At 68.0% G+C, this 16,024-nt stretch carries 19 protein-coding genes; 7 read left to right on the top strand and 12 right to left on the bottom strand.

Annotated elements, in window-relative coordinates; genetic code table 11:
- The coding region (locus CHU93_RS07905; RefSeq protein ID WP_094473551.1) for a cistern family PEP-CTERM protein at window positions 1-861 on the bottom strand (861 nt) is incomplete at its 3' end.
- Window positions 862-983: 122 nt separating this feature from the next.
- Here CHU93_RS07905 and recO point away from each other — a divergent pair.
- Entirely contained in the window at window positions 984-1,718 is a 735-nt protein-coding gene (recO, locus tag CHU93_RS07900) for a DNA repair protein RecO (RefSeq protein WP_094473550.1), read from the top strand.
- A gap of 71 nt (window positions 1,719-1,789) precedes the next feature.
- On the opposite strand, the gene CHU93_RS17535 is transcribed toward recO, so the two are convergent.
- On the bottom strand, window positions 1,790-2,500 hold the full coding sequence (locus tag CHU93_RS17535) for a cistern family PEP-CTERM protein (RefSeq protein WP_094473549.1): 711 nt from the start codon (window positions 2,498-2,500) through the stop codon (window positions 1,790-1,792).
- 381 nt (window positions 2,501-2,881) lie between these two features.
- Here CHU93_RS17535 and parC point away from each other — a divergent pair, with 381 nt between their 5' ends.
- The 6 genes from parC to CHU93_RS07875 all read left to right on the top strand — a co-directional run bounded on the left by parC (window position 2,882) and on the right by CHU93_RS07875 (window position 6,947).
- The gene (parC, locus tag CHU93_RS07890) at window positions 2,882-5,131 is read left to right on the top strand and encodes a DNA topoisomerase IV subunit A (RefSeq protein ID WP_094473548.1); all 2,250 of its coding nucleotides are present in this window, start codon (window positions 2,882-2,884) and stop codon (window positions 5,129-5,131) included.
- A 38-nt stretch (window positions 5,132-5,169) separates the two neighbouring features.
- Window positions 5,170-5,313, top strand: a complete 144-nt coding sequence (locus CHU93_RS17530) for a hypothetical protein (protein ID WP_165768658.1) — start codon at window positions 5,170-5,172, stop codon at window positions 5,311-5,313.
- A gap of 4 nt (window positions 5,314-5,317) precedes the next feature.
- Entirely contained in the window at window positions 5,318-5,494 is a 177-nt protein-coding gene (locus CHU93_RS17525; protein WP_165768657.1) for a hypothetical protein, read from the top strand.
- Window positions 5,495-5,553: 59 nt separating this feature from the next.
- A complete protein-coding gene (locus tag CHU93_RS07885) occupies window positions 5,554-5,766 on the top strand; it encodes a hypothetical protein (RefSeq protein WP_094473547.1) in 213 nt (70 codons plus the stop codon).
- Window positions 5,767-5,836: 70 nt separating this feature from the next.
- Window positions 5,837-6,742 (top strand): SPFH domain-containing protein, encoded by a 906-nt coding sequence (locus CHU93_RS07880; protein WP_423825897.1) that lies wholly within the window; start codon window positions 5,837-5,839, stop codon window positions 6,740-6,742.
- A 4-nt stretch (window positions 6,743-6,746) separates the two neighbouring features.
- Window positions 6,747-6,947 (top strand): type II toxin-antitoxin system antitoxin, encoded by a 201-nt coding sequence (locus CHU93_RS07875; RefSeq protein WP_086117873.1) that lies wholly within the window; start codon window positions 6,747-6,749, stop codon window positions 6,945-6,947.
- Window positions 6,948-6,978: 31 nt separating this feature from the next.
- On the opposite strand, the gene CHU93_RS07870 is transcribed toward CHU93_RS07875, so the two are convergent.
- From CHU93_RS07870 to CHU93_RS07825, 10 genes are all read right to left on the bottom strand, one after another.
- Complete coding sequence (locus CHU93_RS07870) at window positions 6,979-8,169, bottom strand: CCA tRNA nucleotidyltransferase (protein ID WP_094473545.1); 1,191 nt, start codon at window positions 8,167-8,169, stop codon at window positions 6,979-6,981.
- Window positions 8,169-8,765, bottom strand: coding sequence for a CoA pyrophosphatase (locus CHU93_RS07865; RefSeq protein WP_094473544.1), 597 nt, complete (start codon window positions 8,763-8,765; stop codon window positions 8,169-8,171). The genes CHU93_RS07870 and CHU93_RS07865 overlap by 1 nt, the downstream gene beginning before the upstream one ends.
- On the bottom strand, window positions 8,755-9,324 hold the full coding sequence (locus tag CHU93_RS07860; RefSeq protein ID WP_094473543.1) for a DUF1285 domain-containing protein: 570 nt from the start codon (window positions 9,322-9,324) through the stop codon (window positions 8,755-8,757). The genes CHU93_RS07865 and CHU93_RS07860 overlap by 11 nt, the downstream gene beginning before the upstream one ends.
- Window positions 9,325-9,351: 27 nt before the next feature.
- Window positions 9,352-9,879 (bottom strand): GNAT family N-acetyltransferase, encoded by a 528-nt coding sequence (locus CHU93_RS07855; RefSeq protein WP_094473542.1) that lies wholly within the window; start codon window positions 9,877-9,879, stop codon window positions 9,352-9,354.
- Between the two features lie 164 nt (window positions 9,880-10,043).
- Window positions 10,044-10,604, bottom strand: coding sequence for a F0F1 ATP synthase subunit B family protein (locus CHU93_RS07850; protein ID WP_094473541.1), 561 nt, complete (start codon window positions 10,602-10,604; stop codon window positions 10,044-10,046).
- 11 nt (window positions 10,605-10,615) lie between these two features.
- On the bottom strand, window positions 10,616-11,092 hold the full coding sequence (locus tag CHU93_RS07845; RefSeq protein ID WP_094473540.1) for a F0F1 ATP synthase subunit B family protein: 477 nt from the start codon (window positions 11,090-11,092) through the stop codon (window positions 10,616-10,618).
- A gap of 69 nt (window positions 11,093-11,161) precedes the next feature.
- On the bottom strand, window positions 11,162-11,386 hold the full coding sequence (locus CHU93_RS07840) for an ATP synthase subunit c family protein (RefSeq protein WP_086117866.1): 225 nt from the start codon (window positions 11,384-11,386) through the stop codon (window positions 11,162-11,164).
- A 36-nt stretch (window positions 11,387-11,422) separates the two neighbouring features.
- Window positions 11,423-12,151, bottom strand: a complete 729-nt coding sequence (locus tag CHU93_RS07835) for a F0F1 ATP synthase subunit A (RefSeq protein ID WP_086117865.1) — start codon at window positions 12,149-12,151, stop codon at window positions 11,423-11,425.
- Between the two features lie 18 nt (window positions 12,152-12,169).
- On the bottom strand, window positions 12,170-12,466 hold the full coding sequence (locus CHU93_RS07830; protein WP_165768655.1) for an AtpZ/AtpI family protein: 297 nt from the start codon (window positions 12,464-12,466) through the stop codon (window positions 12,170-12,172).
- 134 nt (window positions 12,467-12,600) lie between these two features.
- Window positions 12,601-16,023: a chromosome segregation SMC family protein gene (locus CHU93_RS07825; protein ID WP_094473538.1), complete on the bottom strand. Its 3,423-nt coding sequence runs from the start codon at window positions 16,021-16,023 to the stop codon at window positions 12,601-12,603.
- Window position 16,024: the final 1 nt, after the last annotated feature.

The following is a 16,024-nucleotide window of genomic DNA, read 5'->3' as shown; positions in this document are numbered from 1 at the left end:
CGGCCAGTGCAGACACGCTACTCCAACCCGCCCACACAAGCCGAAACCGGTGATCAGCATCGCCCAGCTCGACGGCTCGGGCACGATTTCGACATTGGTGACAATGCCCACGCCCGAATCCCCGTCGAGGGTGCCGTTGCCGGCACCGCTCTGGCCGGTGCCGCTGAGGCTTTGAAAGCGGATCGCCAGGTTGTGCAGGGTGATGGCCGTGCGCGCCGACGGCCCGGTGAAGTTCAGCACGAATTGCGACGAGGTGACCGGGAAGGGATTGCTGGCCGTGCCGAGATTGGCACCGCTGCCCATGTTCAACCCGTCACCGGCACCGCCCGTGCAGCCGTTGCCTTGCGTGCTGGTCTTCAGGCAGACTTGGGGACTGTTCGAGCCGCCAACCTGGGGGATGTTGAGACCGCCGCCGTTGGTGAAGATGACCTCATCAAACAGGGAGCCGCTGATCGTCGGGTTGCTGATATTCAGAAAGTCCGGGTTGTCACCGGTGGCACCAGCTGCAGCCGTCGAGAAGCCAACGGCGCTGATGCGCGCGCTGGTCATCGGCGCGGTCGAGGTGTTGATGATCTTGACGCCGAAGGTCCAGGCGCTGTTGACGTTGGAACCGACCGTGGTGTGGGTCACGCCCAGCAGCTGATAGGTCATGCTGCCGCTGATGTTGCTGAACTGGCGGGCGGCGCCGGCGCCATCCGACACGGCGTTGAAACGAACGCGCACGGCGCGGTCCGGGTCGCTGGTCAGTTCGGCCTGGGTAAATCCGATCTTGGAAAATTGCAGCGACACCGTTGCCGCCGCTTCGCCGGCGGTGGCCGCGGCGAGCAGGAGCAGGCAGGAAAGGCGAATTGCACGGTTCATATGTATTATCAAGAAGTTACTTCCTTCGCCTTATCGTTGATTCGCGACATTTCTGCATGACTAATGCTTCGTTAACAGCCATCGCTTTTCCTTTACGGGCCGCAATCGGCTAGAGATGCAACATGATCAGGCTTGAACCTGCCCTGTTGCTTGGTGCCATTGGCCATGGCGAAACCGGCGCGGTCGTGCGGCTGCTGACGGCGGAGACCGGCATGCTGGCAGCCTATGTGCACGGCGCGCGCGGGCGGCGGCTGCGGCCGATGCTGCAGGTGGGCAATGTGCTGGGTGTGGATCTGGTGACGCGCGGCGATGATCGGCTGCCGCTGGCGACGCCGCATCTGCTGGCGGCCAATCTGGCCATGCTGCATGGGCCGGTGGCGCTGGCAGTGGTGGATCATGTGGCCGCGCTGATCAGCACACTGTTGCCCGATGCTGTTCCGCAGCCGAGGCTTTACGGTATGGTGGACGCCCTGTTGATGGCAGCCGGCAGCGGCGCGGCGGCACACACGCTGGGCATTGCGCTGGCACGGCTGGAATTGGCGCTGCTGGACGAACTTGGCCTGGGGCTTGACCTGAGCAGTTGTGCTGCCAGCGGGGCCCGGGAGGATTTGGCCTTTGTGTCGCCCCGGTCGCGGCAGGCGGTGGCGCGCGGCCCGGGCCAGCCCTGGGCCAGCCGGCTGCTGCCCCTGCCGGCGTTTCTGATCGGCGACCGTGATGCCGATGCCCAGGCGGTGGGCGACGGCCTGCGGCTGACGGGCCATTTTCTGGCGCGCGATGCGCTGGCCGGCACGCGCCAGCGCGAGCGGCTGTTGCAGGGCCGTGCGCGGGCGGTGACGCTGCTGACCGCCGCCGCCTGATCAGCGATCGGTATCAGGCAGCAAAAAGCCGGCCACCGCGCGGTGACCGGCCTGTTGCCGAAATCCGGGGATCAGGCGACCGCGAGGCGACGGCGACGCAGCGTCGCACCCACCAGACCGAAGCCGGCGATCATCATCGCCCAGCTCGACGGTTCCGGCACGACCGTGCCCGCGGCCGACACATCGGCATTGTTGAGGATGACCTGGCCGCCCTGCGCATCCTGCGCGACGCCGTTGACGCTGGTGAAGCGCAGCACGAAGTTTTCGAGCCGCACCAGCGGTTGCGGGGTCGAGAAGTTGAGCGCGAACGTCTGGGTTTCGTGGGCACCCTTCATCACACCGCCGGTGCCGGTGGTGGAGCATTCGCCGAGCGTGCCGCCGGTCTTGAAGCAGATCTGCTGCGACGAGGACAGTTCAGGCGTGGTGAAGCCGGTGGTGTTGCTGAGCGAGAGGGTGGTGAAGCTGCCGCCGGTGGCGCCCAGGCTGTTGATCGGGCGATACTGGCTGCCAGCCGTGTTGGGATCATCGGTGGAGAAACCGAACAGGCCGACCACGGACGAGGTGAAATCGCCGCCAGTGCGGTTGCGCACCTGGGCGGTGAAGTTCCAGCGACGGCCTAAGTTGGTGATGCCGGTGTAGGTGAACACCACATCGGCGGTCAGATTGTCCTGCCGGATGCCGTCGACATAGCCATAGTAACGGCGAACGAAGCTGTGGCCGACCGAAGTGTCCAGGATGGATTCCGTGGCGGGATCGACCGGCACCACGGCACTGGCCGGCACAGCCGCAACGCAAGCTGCGATCAATCCAAAACCAATTGCAAAACGGTTAATCACGGTAAAGACCCCATTAACTCTGCGGAATCCTGTCCATTCCGCATTCCATGTACGGAATGGTTAATGCGCAAGATGCAGCATTTCAACGATTTTTTTTCTCCGTTCTGCTCTTAAGCCGGTTTTGGGCCGAAACGGATGATTTTCAGCGGCTAACAGGATTTGGAGGCGAACGGAAGGTAAATTAATGGTTAACGACATGCCGAAATCACGCCAATATTTGAAAATTCGGCGCACCACCGGGCCTGCCTGGTCGAATCATCGTCGCCGCCCGGCTGACGCAGTGGCCGGCGGCTTGCCGGTTGCCGGCTGGCCGGCTAACGCTGGGCCATGGCCAGCCTGATCCCCGACATGGAGCAGAATATTCTCGACGCGCCGTTCGATGCGGCGCTGGGCGAGCGCTATCTTGTCTATGCCCTGTCCACCATCACCGCCCGCTCGCTGCCCGATCTGCGCGATGGGCTGAAGCCGGTGCACCGCCGACTGTTGTGGGCGATGCGGCTGCTGCGGCTGAACCCGGATCAGGCCTACAAGAAATGCGCCCGCGTGGTGGGCGATGTGATCGGCAAATATCACCCGCACGGCGATGCGTCGGTGTATGACGCGATGGTGCGCCTGGCCCAGGATTTCGCCTTGCGCGTGCCGCTGGTGGATGGCCAGGGCAATTTCGGCAACATCGATGGCGATAACGCGGCCGCCATGCGCTACACCGAAGCGCGGCTGACCGATGCCGCCATCCGCCTGATGGACGGGCTGGACGAAGAATCTGTCCCCTTCCGCACCACCTACAACGGGGAAGAGGAAGAGCCGGAGGTGTTCCCCGGCCTGTTCCCCAATCTGCTGGTCAATGGCGCCGCCGGCATCGCGGTGGGGATGGCGACATCGATCCCGCCGCACAACCCGGTGGAAATTGTCGACGCCGCCCTGCACCTGCTTCACCAGCCCGATGCCGACACGGCGGCGCTGCTGCAATTTGTCGGCGGGCCGGATTTCCCCACCGGCGGCGTGCTGGTGGAGCCGCCCGAAAGCATTGCCGAGGCCTATGCCACCGGGCGCGGCAGTTTCCGGCTGCGGGCGCGCTGGGCGGTGGAGGATCAGGGCCGCGGCACCTGGACGATCATCATCTCCGAAGTTCCCTACCAGGTGCTGAAGGGCAAGCTGATCGAGCAGCTGGCCAGCCTGATCACCGAGAAGAAGCTGCCGATCCTGGCCGATGTGGCTGACGAGAGCGACGAGGCGGTGCGCATCGTCATCACGCCGAAATCGCGCAATGTCGATGCCGACGTGTTGATGGAAAGCCTGTTCAAGCTGACCGATCTGGAAGTGCGCGTGCCCTTGAACATGAACGTGCTGGATGAAGGCCGGCCGGGCGTGCTGGGGCTGAAGCCGGTGATCGCCAAGTGGCTGGTGCACCAGCGCGAGGTGTTGCTGGCCCGGTCGCGCTATCGCCTCGGCCGCATTGATGCGCGGCTGGAGGTGCTGGGCGGGCTGCTGAAGGCCTATCTGAACCTGGATGAGGTGATCCGCATCATCCGCGAGGCCGACGATGCCAAGGCCGAACTGAAGGCGGCCTTTGACCTGACCGATGTCCAGGCCGAAGCCATCCTGAACATGCGGCTGCGCAGCTTGCGCAAGCTGGAAGAGATCGAGATCACCCTCGAGAACAAGGCGTTGACCGAAGAGGCCCGTGGCCTGCGCACCCTGATCGCCGATCCGGCGAAGCAGACGGAGCGGCTGGCCGCCGATCTGACGGCCCTGCGCACCGCCTATGGCCCGACCACGGCGCTGGGCCGGCGCCGCACCAGCCTGGCCGCCGCGCCGCAGGTGAAGCTGGTGCCGATCGAGGCGATGATCGAGAAGGAGCCGATCACCATCATCTGTTCGGCCAAGGGCTGGATCCGGGCGATGAAGGGCCATGCCGATCTGGCCGGCACCGATGCGTTGAAGTTCAAGGAAGGCGATGGCCCGGCCTTTGCCTTCCACGCCCAGACGACCGACCGCATCGTGGTGGCGGCGAGCGACGGCCGCTTCTACACGCTGATGCCCGACCGGTTGCCAGGCGGGCGCGGCTTTGGCGAGCCGCTGCGCCTGATGATCGATCTGGCCAAGGGCGTGGAGATCGTGTCGATCTTCACCCACCAGCCAGAGCGGCGCCTGCTGCTGGCGGCCAGCGATGGCCGCGGCTTCCAGGTGGACAGCGCCGAGCTGCTGGCCGAAACCCGCAAGGGCAAGGCGGTGATGAACCCGCGCGACGGCAGCCGGCTGGCGGTGGTGCGCTGGATCGCCGCCGGGGATGATATGGTCGCCGTGATCGGGGAGAACCGCAAGTTGCTGGTGTTCCCGCTGGAAGAGCTGCCGCAGCTGCAGAAGGGCCAGGGCGTTGCCCTGCAGAAATACAAGGATGGCGGCATGAGCGACGTGCGGACGTTCGTGATGGCCGACGGGCTGAGCTGGCCGATGGGCGGCGGTTCGGGGCGGACGCGGACGGAGGCGGATCTGACGTTCTGGAAGGGCGCGCGGGCCAGCGCCGGGCGCATGCCGCCCACCGGCTTCCCCCGTGACAACAAGTTCAGCCTCTAGCCCTCGCCAGCCGCGCCGGCAGCGGTTAAAAGCCCGACATGACTGGTGTGATCCTTGTTGGCGTCCTCAACATCCTGATGTTTATCTGGTTTGGTTACCAGTTCAGCCAGGACAAGGCGAACGTGTGGAAAAAGCGGCGGCCGCCGGCCGAGACGGCTGACGATCAGCCGAAGCAGGATTGAGCCGATGGTGGTGATCGTCCTCATCCTGTTGTCGCTGGGCGTTGCCATGTTCATCATGCTCAGCGACACGCGCAAGAATGACAATTTCAAGCGGCTGGATCAGGGTGGCGACGCGCCGGTGATCGTGGATGCCGGCAGCGATGGCGGTGACGGCGGCGGTGGCGATGGTGGCGGCGATTGAGCCGCCGGTGACCGCAGATGCGCGCGCGGTGACCGATTTCGCGCGCTGGCCCTGAAGCCATGGGCGATTTTGGCCTGGGTTTCATCCTGATAACGATTGGCGCGCTGGCGCTGATCCTGGCCGCCGTCCGCTCGGGCAGCGGGGCCAGCCGGCCGCCACCCAGGCGCCGGGCCGATCGGCCGGCGCCACCCGATCCGATGCTCGACATTGATCTGAATCCCGACGTGGAACCCTGGACCGACCAGCCGCCGGTGCGCCGCCGGCGGGACTGATCCGATTGCGCTTGCGCGCGGCCTTCGAATCGATATAATTATGATATCGTATTTAATCGAGGAGCCGAACGTGACGTCTGCACATTCCAGTGATGGCAACCGACAGCCCAACCGCGAGGTGACGGGCGTGGGCGGCAATGGCATTGCCATGCTGTTCCTGCTGCTCATCAACCTGCTGGCATCGGGCGGCGCCATCCTGCTGCTGCTGGCCGATCCGTCGGGCGGGCTGGTGATCATCAACGGCCTGCTGCTGTTCAGTTTCCTGTTCATCCTGTCGGGCTTTTACAGCCTGCAGCCGAACGAGGCGGCGGCCATCACCCTGTTTGGCCAGTACAAGGGCACCGACCGCCCCAACGGCCTCAGGTGGACCTGGCCGTGGATGGGCAAGAAGAAGATTTCGCTGCGCGCCAACAACCTGATTTCGCAGCAGATCAAGGTGAACGACCTGCGCGGCAACCCGATCGAGATTGCCGCCCAGCTGGTGTGGCGCGTGACCGACAGTGCCCAGGCGCTGTTCGACGTCGAAGATTATCGCGGCTTTGTGACGGCCCAGGTGGAGGTGGCGGTGCGCACCATCGGCGCGCGTTATCCCTATGACGATTTCGAACACAAGGAAGTCACCCTGCGCGGCGATCATGAGCGTGTGTCGGGCGAACTGCGCACCGAATTGATCGAGCGGCTGGCCGTGGCCGGCATCACGGTGGACGAGTGCGGCTTCACCCACCTGGCCTATGCCCCGGAAATCGCCGGCGCCATGTTGCGCCGCCAGCAGGCCGCCGCCGTGGTGGCCGCCCGCGAAACCCTGGTGTCGGGCGCGGTCGGCATGGTCGAAATGGCGCTGGCCCAGCTTTCGGGCAAGGATGTCGTGGTGCTGGATGACGAGCGCAAGGCCGCCATGGTTTCCAACCTGATGGTGGTGCTGTGCGGGGAGCGTGACACCCAGCCGGTGCTGAACACGGGCAGCCTGTACCAGTGATGCGATGAGCGCGAAGAAGGCCTTTGCCCTGCGGCTCGATCCGGCATTGCACGACGCGCTGGAACGGGCCGCAGCGGCCGACTTCCGCAGCCTGAATGCCGAGATCGAGGTGTTGTTGCGTGAAGCGTTGGCCCGGCGCGGCGTGAAGGTGGCGGTGTCTCCCGCCCCGCGCCGGGGCCGGCCGCCGGCGGGGGATGGGTGTTGATCCTCCCCCTTTGGGGGAGGATCGGGATCAATCAGCGGGCTGCGTCGTCTAGCAGGGCGGTGATGCTGGCCGTATCGGCCGGGAAGCCGGCCGCCACCCAGGCGCGTTCGAAGGCGCCGAGGCGGCGGGCGACATCAGGGCCGGGCGCGATGCCGCGGGTGATGATGTCCTTGCCGGAGGCCGGGAGTTTTGGCCGCTGCCAGCCGATCAGCGGCTGGGCGGCGGCTGCCTCGCCAGCGATCAGCAGCCGGTCCACCACCGCCTCTGCGCCATCCTTGTAGGCGGCGGGCCAGGGCGGCGGCGGGCCGGCGGGCTGCACGGCGGCGACGAGGCGGATGCGCACGGCGTTGGCGAGTTTCAACCGCGCGCCAATCTCAGCAGCAAGGCGCGTGTCGCCGGGCGGCAGCAGCGCGGCGAGGCGGCGCGGCCAGGCAGGCGCCACCCCGGCGGCGGTTTCGGCGGCAATGGTGCGGGCCAGCACGGGCAGGCGGCCGTCCGCCAGTTCGGGCAGCACGGCGCGCCAGATGCCGCCTTCGATCATCGCGGCCAGCACCGGCACCGGATCGGCGACCAGCAGCAGGCCCTGCAGCTCCATGGCAATGCGCTCACGGCTGAGTGCCATCAGATCATTGGCGCGAGCGACGCAGGCGGCGAGACCATCGGCATCCAGCCTGGCGGCATAACGGGCGGAAAAGCGGAAGAACCTGAGGATGCGCAAATGATCCTCGGCAATGCGGGCCAGCGGATCGCCGATGAAGCGCACGCGGCGGGCGGCAAGATCGGCGCGGCCGCCGGTGAAATCATGGATTTCGCCATCGGGCAGGCCGGCATAGAGCGCGTTGATGGTGAAATCGCGCCGGGCGGCATCCTCCTGCCAGTCGCTGGTGAAGGCGACTTCGGCATGGCGGCCAAAGCTTTGCACGTCGCGGCGCAGGGTGGTGACTTCAGCGACCAGGCCCTCCCCCACCGCGGTCACCGTGCCATGGGCGAGGCCCGTCGGCACCGCCTTCAGCCCGGCGGCGCGCAGGCGGCGCATCACCTCCTCCGGGGTCAGGCGGGTGGCAAGATCAATATCCTTGACCGGCAGCCCGAGCAGCGCATCGCGCACCGCACCGCCGACCAGCCTGGTTTCCCCGGCGGCGGCATCGAGCGCGCCGAGCAGCGCGGCGCCGTCCGGCCTGGCCAACGCCGGCAGCAGCGGGAGATGATCGGGAATGGCCATCAGCGAACGGCCGCCAGCCGCTGGCTAAAGGCGACGATCATGCCGGCGGTCGCGCCCCAGATGTGGAAACGGTCGTGCCGGATCGTCCAATATTGGCGCTGGCGGCCCTGCCACATGGCGCTTTCCTGCACATGGTTGGCCGGATCGATGACATGGGCGAGCGGGACATGGAACAGCGTATCGACCTCGCCCGGATCAGCGCGCAGCTCCAGCCCCGGCGGCACCACGCCAACCACGGGGGTGACGATGAAGCCGGTGCCGGTGCGATAGGGATCGAGCGTGCCCAGCACCTCCACCACATCGGCCGGCATCGCCACCTCCTCCTCCGCCTCGCGCAGGGCGGTGGCGATCAGGCCGGCATCGCCCTCGTCCTGCCGGCCGCCGGGAAAGGCGACCTGGCCGGCATGGCGCTTCAGATGGGCGGTGCGGCGGGTGAGCAGCAGTTGCGGGTCAGCCTCGTTGGAAATGGCCATCAGCACCGCGGCCGGGGTCAGGCGATCGGCCGGTGGTGGCGGATCGCGGCCGAGATCCCAATCGCCCTGCGGGTTGGGAATCAGCGGCTGGGCCAGCAGGGCGCGCACCCGGTCAAGCGGCATCGCTGGCATCCATGAACGGGAAAAAGCGGCCGTCGCTCCACAGGCCCGGCGGTTCGCCGCCCTCTTCCAGCGCCAGATCGGCGAGGCGGTAAAAGGTGGCGCGGTTGACCAGCGCCATCAACCCGGCGCGGACGTGGAGATAGGGCCGGGGCGTGCCATCGGGATCGATGCGCACATCAAGGCCATGATCGGGGCCGCAGGCGACGACATCATCGGTGTTGAGGCGGAACAGGATGCGGCGTGCCGGCCCCTGCCCTTCCCAATCGGCGTCCACCGCGATGAACGGAGCATCCTCCACATCAATGTCCAGCTTTTCGACCGGCGTCACCAGCACATGGCTGCCATCCGCCTCCCGCCGCAGGATCGAGGCGAACAGCTTCACCAGTTCCTTGCGGCCGATCGGCGTGCCGGCGTGGAACCAGGTGCCATCGGCCGCAATGCGCATGTCGCTGTGGCCGCAATGGCTGGGGTGCCATTGCTCAACGGGCAGGCGCTTGCCGGCCCGCGACAGGGCGAGCAGTTCGGCAAACCGGTCTGCAGGGGATGATTCGGCGGTCACGCCTGCCTTATTGGCCGGGTGGCGGCTTCAGGCAACCTTGGCGGCGCGGGGGGCGACCAATTGCGCCGCCTCCACCGCCGCGATGCGCGGCAGGCCGGTGCTGGGCCCGCGCAGCAGCAGGCGATCATGATCGACCGGGCCGGGCATGGTCCACAGGCGGGTGGCCGCCGCCGAAAAGCCGAACCGGCCATAAAAGGGCGCATCACCGATCAGCAGCACCGGCGGTTCGCCAGCGGCATCGATGGCCGCCAGCGCAGCCCGCATCAGCGTGGTGGCAATGCCCTGACCCTCACGATCGGCGGCGACGGCCACCGGGCCGAGCAGCACCAGCGGCAGCCGGGCGCCATGCACGGGCTTCAGCCGGATCGACCAGCATTGCACGCTGCCCACCAGTTCATCGCCGTCCATCGCGACGAACGACAGATGGGCCAGCGGCTGGGCCCCATCGCGCAGGCGATAGGCGGTGCGGTTGTGGCGGGCGGGGCCGAAGCGGTGATCGAGCAGGGTTTCAATCGACGCGTGATGATCGCCGGTGGCGGGAAGGATCTGGAACACGTGGAGCTGGCACTTTCGGACGGCTGGGCAGAGACGGGCGGGCGCGCGGGGATGGCCGCGCGGGGCGCGTCAAAATCGTCGGTGCAGGGCCAGCAAATGCGTCATCGCCCGACTACATAACAGCCGGGCGATGAATGCGCAATGTATCGAATGCCTTGGCCTGATCAGTGCAGGCGGCGGTCCAGTCCGGCGATGGCGTCATCGGTCAGCCGGGTCTGCAGCGCCTTGTCCGCCTTGGCGGCGATGATGGCGGCGGCGGCCTTGGTGACCTGGGCGGCGACTTCGGCCTTCAGCTCGGCCGCGGCGCTGCGCTCGGCAGCGGCGATGCGCTGTTCGGCAGCGGCGGTGCGGCGGGCGATGGCTTCGCTGGCGGCGGCTTCGCTGGCCTTGACCAGATCGGCGGCTTCCACCTCGGCACGGGCGCGGATGGCGGCGGCATCGGCTTCGGCAGCGGCGCGGGCCTTTTCGGCACCGGCCAGCAGGGCTTCGGCTTCGGCGCGCAGAGCGGCGGCTTCGTCGAGCTGCTTCTTCACGCCGGCGATGCGTTCGTCCAGCGCCTTGGCGATCAGCGACGGCGCCTTGAAGACGACAACGGCCAGCACCAGGAAGATGGCGACGCCGGTGTAGACCCAGCCTTCGGCGTTGAGGCCGAGCAGCACGGGCTCTTCATGATGGGCGGCGCCGTGGGCGACGGTTTCGGCGGTCAGTTCGGCGGGTTCGGCCATGGCAAGGCTCCTCAGCGCGCCGCCAGCGCGGCCGACACGTCGGCAGCGGTGACTTCGATGCCGGCCAGCTTGGCAACGGCTTCGGTGGTGAGTTCGGTCACGGTCGATTCGAGGCCGGCACGGGCATTGGCACGGGCCAGATCGAGGCTGGCCGCTGCTGCTTCCGCATCGGCATCGAGCCGGGCGGCGAGTTGCTTCAGCCGGGCTTCGGCGGCCTTGGCAGCGCCATCGCGGGCGGCCGCAACAGCCGACTGGGCCGCATCACGCGCCTGCTTCATGCCATCATCATAGGCCGTGCGGATAGCATCGGCCTGGCCCTTGGCGGCTTCGGCGCGATCAAGATCGCCCGACACCTGCGCTTCGCGGGCATCGATGACCTTGCCCACCTTGGGCAGCGTCGGGCGCACCACAGCGACATAGAGCAGCGTGAAGAACACGCCGAACCAGAAGATCTGTGAAGCAAAACTGGCAGGATCAAACTGCGGCACGGATCATCCCCGGCGAAGCATGAGGGCAGGATCGGCGCCCGGCCGGCTGGCCAGGCGCCGGAACAGCAATCAGCCGAAGGCCAGCGCCAGCGCGACGACGGCGGCGATCAGGCCGAGCGCTTCGGTCACGGCGAAGCCGAAGATCAGGCGGGCGCCCAGCTTGTCGGCAGCGGCCGGGTTGCGCAGCGCGCCCGACAGGAACATGCCGAAGATGATGCCCACGCCGATGGCGGCGAAACCGGCACCCATGGCGGCAAGGCCAGCACCGATCAGCTTGTAAGCAGCGACTTCCATTTTACGTCCTTTTCGTGTGGTAAGCGGTTGAAAGGCTTAGTGAAGGTTGACAGCGTCGTTGAGATAGATGCTGGCCAGCAGCGCGAACACATAGGCCTGCACCACTGCGATCAGCAGTTCCAGCGCGGTGAGCGCGACATTGACCACCAGGGGAATGGCGCCCAGCGCGATGTTGTAGGCACCCAGGCTGACGACGAAGCCGCCGAACACCTTCATCAGCACGTGGCCGGCGGTCATGTTGGCGAACAACCGGATGGCGAGCGTGAAGGGGCGCGACAGGAAGGAGAGGAATTCGATCAGGGCCACCAGCGGCGCCACGAAGATCGGCGTGCCTTCCGGCAGGAACAGCGAGAAGAAGTGCAGGCCATGGCGGGCAAAGCCGACGATCACCACCAGGGTGAAGACGATCATGGCAAGGCCGAAGGTGACGGCAATGTGGCTGGTGGGCGTGAAGCTGTGCACGAACGGCACCATGCCCAGGAGGTTGCAGGCCAGCACGAATACGAACACGGCAAAGATCAGCGGCGCATAGCGCAGGCCATCCTTGCCGACATTTTCGCGCAGCATGTCGCGAATGAAATCATAGAGATACTCAACGGCAGCCTGCATGCGGCCCGGCACCAGCTGCGGGCGGGCGGTGCCGATGAACAGGAAGGCGGCAATGCTGATCAGCGAGATCAGCATCCACAACGAGCTGTTGGTGAAGGACAGATCGGTGCCCGCCACGGTCAGCGGCGCGATCGTCTCGATCTTGAACTGCTCCATCGGGTTGGCCACGGCCGTTCAATCCCCATTCCGCTCGTCTGCATCCATCGCCTTCTGCCGGCGCAATGACTGGTAGAGGCCAGTCACGAAACCGAGCATCAGCATGATGATCAGGCCCCAGGGTCCGCTGCCCAACTGCCGGTCGATGAACCAGCCGATGAACCCGCCAGCCAGCATGGCCCCGATGAACTCGGAGGCCAGTTGCCAACCGGTGTTCTCTTGCCGTTTGGCACCATCCTTCGCACCGGATTCGGCGGCCCGGGCCGCAGCGATGCGGCGCGCGAGGCTATCCTCGTCGGTCTGGCGGTCGGCCAAGGCGAAAACCCCTGTCGTCCAATACATCTGCCGGATGCGGCAGAAGGCCCCACTGGCGATGCCAGTTGGGCTTGGCGCGCGTCCTAGAGGGCCGGGCTTGGGGTGTCAACCATTGTGCAGTGCACACTTTGGTATCATGCGCCGGAAACGCTCTGGGCGAGCAGGCGTTCGGCGGCCTGGAGATCGACGCTGACCAGCTGGCTGACGCCGGGTTCGGCCATGGTGACACCGAACAGCCGGTGCATCCGGCTCATGGTGACGGCGTTGTGGGTGACAATGAGGAAGCGGGTGGCGGTCTGTGCCGCCATGCGATCAAGCAGGTCGCAGAAGCGTTCGACGTTGGCATCATCCAATGGCGCATCGACTTCGTCGAGCACGCAAATGGGCGCCGGATTGGCGAGGAACAGCGCGAAGATCAGCGCGGTGGCGGTGAGCGCCTGTTCGCCGCCAGACAAAAGTGTGAGGGATTGCAGCTTCTTGCCCGGCGGCTGGGCCATGATTTCAAGGCCGGCTTCCAGTGGATCATCGGATTCGATCAGCGCCAGCTGCGCCTCGCCGCCGCCGAACAGATCGTTGAACAGGGTGCGGAAATGGCCGTCCACGGCCTGGAAGGCGGCGGCCAGGCGCTGGCGGCCTTCGCGGTTGAGGCTGCCGATGGAGCCGCGCAGGCGGGCGATGGCGGTATCAAGCTCGGCCTTTTCGGCGACGGTCAATTTCGCCTGTTCTTCCAGTTCCTTGAGCTCGATATTGGCGCGCAGGTTGACGGGGCCGAGCCGGTCACGCTCGGCGGTGAGGCCATCAAGCTGGATGGCCAGCGCATCGGCGTCGCCGGGTTCGGGCGCGAAGCCGAAGCGGCCGGGCAGCATTGGCGGAGAGCATTGAAATCGTTCGCCTGTCTGGCGTTCGATCTCGGCCCGGGCGGTGTCCTGATGGTCAGCTTCGGCGCGCAATGTGGCACGAAGTTCGCGGGCTTCGGCCACCTCGCTTTCCGCGGCGCGGGCTTGCGCGTTGGCGGTTTCGACGGCGGCTTCGGCGCGGCCCAGGGCATCGGCGGCGGCGGCGCGTTTGGAATCAGCGGCTTGGGTCTGGTCCGCCAGGCTGGCGAGATCGGCGGCGATGGCTTTCACCCGGGCGGCGATGCCGGCGCGATCATCGGCGGCGGCCTCGGCCCGGGCGGCGAGTTCGGCGCGCTGGCTGCCGCTCTGTTCGAGGCGGCGGGCCCAATCGGCCTGTTCCTGGGTGATGAGATTGGCGCGAAGCGTGGCCGATTCGGCGGCGCGCGTGGCCACATCCTGGTCGCTGCGTGCCCGCGCCAGCGCCTGGCGTGCCCGCTCGGCCGCATCACGTGCCCGATTGAGGGCGGCGGCCAGTTCGGCGACCTGATCGGCCGGCGGCACGGCGGCGCGCAAGGTTTCGGCTTCGGCGGTCAGCCGCTGCGCCTCTGCCTCGGCGCGGGCGGCGGCGCTGGCCAGGCTGGCCTGTTCGCCGGCGGCGCGGGCGGCTGCGGTTTCGGCGCTGGCGAGCCGGCCGCGTGCCTCGGTGAGGGTGCGGGCGGCGGCATCGCGGGCGGCGCGGGCGCTGCGTTCGGCTTGGGCTGCGGCGCTGGCGGCGGCTTCGGCCGCGCGCTGCCGGGTGGTGGCGGTGGCCACGGCATCGGCGGCGGCGGCCTGTTCGGCGGCAAGTTCGGCGGCACGGCGGCGGGCGCGCAGGCGGGCGGCGGCGGCATCGGTGCGGCCACCTGCATCAACCAGCCCGTCCCAGCGCCACAATTTTCCATCGCGGCTGACCAGGCGCTGGCCGGGGCGCAGCGCGGCGATCAGTTCGGGCGATGGCGGCGCATCGACGACGCCGAGTTGCGCCAGCCGGCGGGCGAGTTCGGGCGGCGCCTGGACATGGGGGGCGAGCGGGGTGACGCCGGCCGGCAGCGGCGGATCATCGGCGGCGGGTGTGCCGGCAAATCGGCGCGGCTGGGCGGAACTGGCCGGGCCGGCCTCCATATCCTCCCCAAGCGCGGCGGCGAGCGCGGCTTCATAACCGGCGGCCGCGACAAGACTGTCGGCGATGCGCGGGCCCTTGCCCTGATCGGCGGCGAGGCGGCGGGCGAGCGCGCTGCTTTCGGCCTCCAGGCTGGCGAGCGTGGCACGGGCGGCGGCGACAGCGGCGGCGGCCTCGCTGCGGGCGGCTTCCAGCGGCGGGCGGGCCGATTCGGCATCGGCGACGCCGGTTTCGCAGGCGGCCACATCAGCCTCCGCCTGGGCGACAGCGGCCTGCAGCGGCGCCAGATCGGGCGCGGGGGCCAGCCGGGCCAGCCGATCGGCGAGGCCTTGCGCCTCTTGCCGGGCGCGCAGCGCGCGGCCTTGCGCGGCGGCGGCGGCATCGGCGGCGGCGCGGGCGGCGGCGGCCGCGGCAGCATGGGCGGCCATCGCGTCTGACAGGGCGGCTTCTGCGCCTTGCGCCGCGGTTTCGGCGGCGCGCACCGCCTCGGCCAGGGCGGGTGCCTGCGCAGCCAGTTCGGCGCGGCGGGCGGCCAGTTGCGCCGCCTCCGCCGCCAGGCGGCCTTGCGCGCTGGCGGCATCATCGGCCAGCGCGGCTTCGCGGGCCGAATCGCGGGTGAGGCTGGCCAGTTGCGTCACCAGCGCGGCATCGCGGCGGGCGAGTTCCTGTTGTTCCGCCTCGATCAGGGCACGGCGCTGGCGCAGGGCCTGCACGGCGGCGGCGGCTTCGGCTTCGGCGGTGCGCAGGGCAGGCAGGGTTGCTGCGGCATTGGTCGCCGCCGTCACCAGCGTGGCGGCGGCGCGGGTGCGTTCCGCCGCCAGCTGGTCGGCCGCCAGCGCGGCGGTGCGGGCCTTGTCACAGGCGGCGACCGCGGCATGCCAGCGCGCGAAGTTCAGCGCCGCCTCGCCATGGCGGATCCGGTCGGTCAGGCCACGATAGCGTTCGGCGCTGCGGGCCTGGCGCTTGAGGCTGGCGGCCTGGGTTTCCAGGCCCTTCACCACATCATCCAGCCGGGCGACATTGGCTTCGGCGGCGCGCAGGCGGATTTCGGCCTCTCGGCGGCGCACGGCAAGGCCGGCGATGCCGGCGGCCTCTTCCAGCAGCTGGCGGCGCTCGGCCGGCTTGGCGGCGATGATGGCGCTGATCCGCCCCTGCCCGACGATGGCCGGGCTGTGCGCGCCGGTGGCCGAATCGGCGAACAGCAGGCGGATATCCTGTTGCCGCGTGTCCCGGCCGTTCAGGCGATAGTCCGAGCCGGCGCCGCGCTCGATCCGGCGCTGCACCTCCAGCTCTTCGCCGGCGCTGCCGGCGAGGCTGAGGGTGACATGGGCAAATTCGCGCGCCGGCCGGGCGGCAGTGCCGGCAAAGATCACATCGTCCATGCCGCCGGAGCGCATGGACTTGGGGCTCGCCTCCCCCATCACCCAGCGCAGCGCTTCCAGGAGGTTGGATTTGCCGCAGCCGTTGGGGCCGACAACGCCGGTCAGCCCCGGCTCGATCAACAGATCGGTGGGTTCAACGAAGGACTTGAAGCCCGCAAGGCGAAGGCGGCGAAACTCCAAT

Origin of the sequence: Sandarakinorhabdus cyanobacteriorum (assembly GCF_002251755.1) — a bacterium.
Taxonomy (GTDB): Bacteria; Pseudomonadota; Alphaproteobacteria; order Sphingomonadales; family Sphingomonadaceae; genus Sandarakinorhabdus; species Sandarakinorhabdus cyanobacteriorum.
The sequence above is the reverse complement of the archived record's forward strand: the minus strand, read 5'-3'. Positions and strand labels throughout refer to the sequence as shown.

Coding starts and splice junctions, on each gene's coding strand:
- CHU93_RS07870 (WP_094473545.1), bottom strand. CDS start 8,169: ATGGCCATTCCCGATCATCTCCCGCTGCTGCCGGCGTTGGCCAGGCCG.
- CHU93_RS17525 (WP_165768657.1), top strand. CDS start 5,318: ATGGTGGTGATCGTCCTCATCCTGTTGTCGCTGGGCGTTGCCATGTTC.
- parC (WP_094473548.1), top strand. CDS start 2,882: ATGGCCAGCCTGATCCCCGACATGGAGCAGAATATTCTCGACGCGCCG.
- CHU93_RS17530 (WP_165768658.1), top strand. CDS start 5,170: ATGACTGGTGTGATCCTTGTTGGCGTCCTCAACATCCTGATGTTTATC.
- CHU93_RS07875 (WP_086117873.1), top strand. CDS start 6,747: ATGAGCGCGAAGAAGGCCTTTGCCCTGCGGCTCGATCCGGCATTGCAC.
- CHU93_RS07840 (WP_086117866.1), bottom strand. CDS start 11,386: ATGGAAGTCGCTGCTTACAAGCTGATCGGTGCTGGCCTTGCCGCCATG.
- CHU93_RS07835 (WP_086117865.1), bottom strand. CDS start 12,151: ATGGAGCAGTTCAAGATCGAGACGATCGCGCCGCTGACCGTGGCGGGC.
- recO (WP_094473550.1), top strand. CDS start 984: ATGATCAGGCTTGAACCTGCCCTGTTGCTTGGTGCCATTGGCCATGGC.
- CHU93_RS07865 (WP_094473544.1), bottom strand. CDS start 8,765: ATGCCGCTTGACCGGGTGCGCGCCCTGCTGGCCCAGCCGCTGATTCCC.
- CHU93_RS07850 (WP_094473541.1), bottom strand. CDS start 10,604: ATGGCCGAACCCGCCGAACTGACCGCCGAAACCGTCGCCCACGGCGCC.
- CHU93_RS07885 (WP_094473547.1), top strand. CDS start 5,554: ATGGGCGATTTTGGCCTGGGTTTCATCCTGATAACGATTGGCGCGCTG.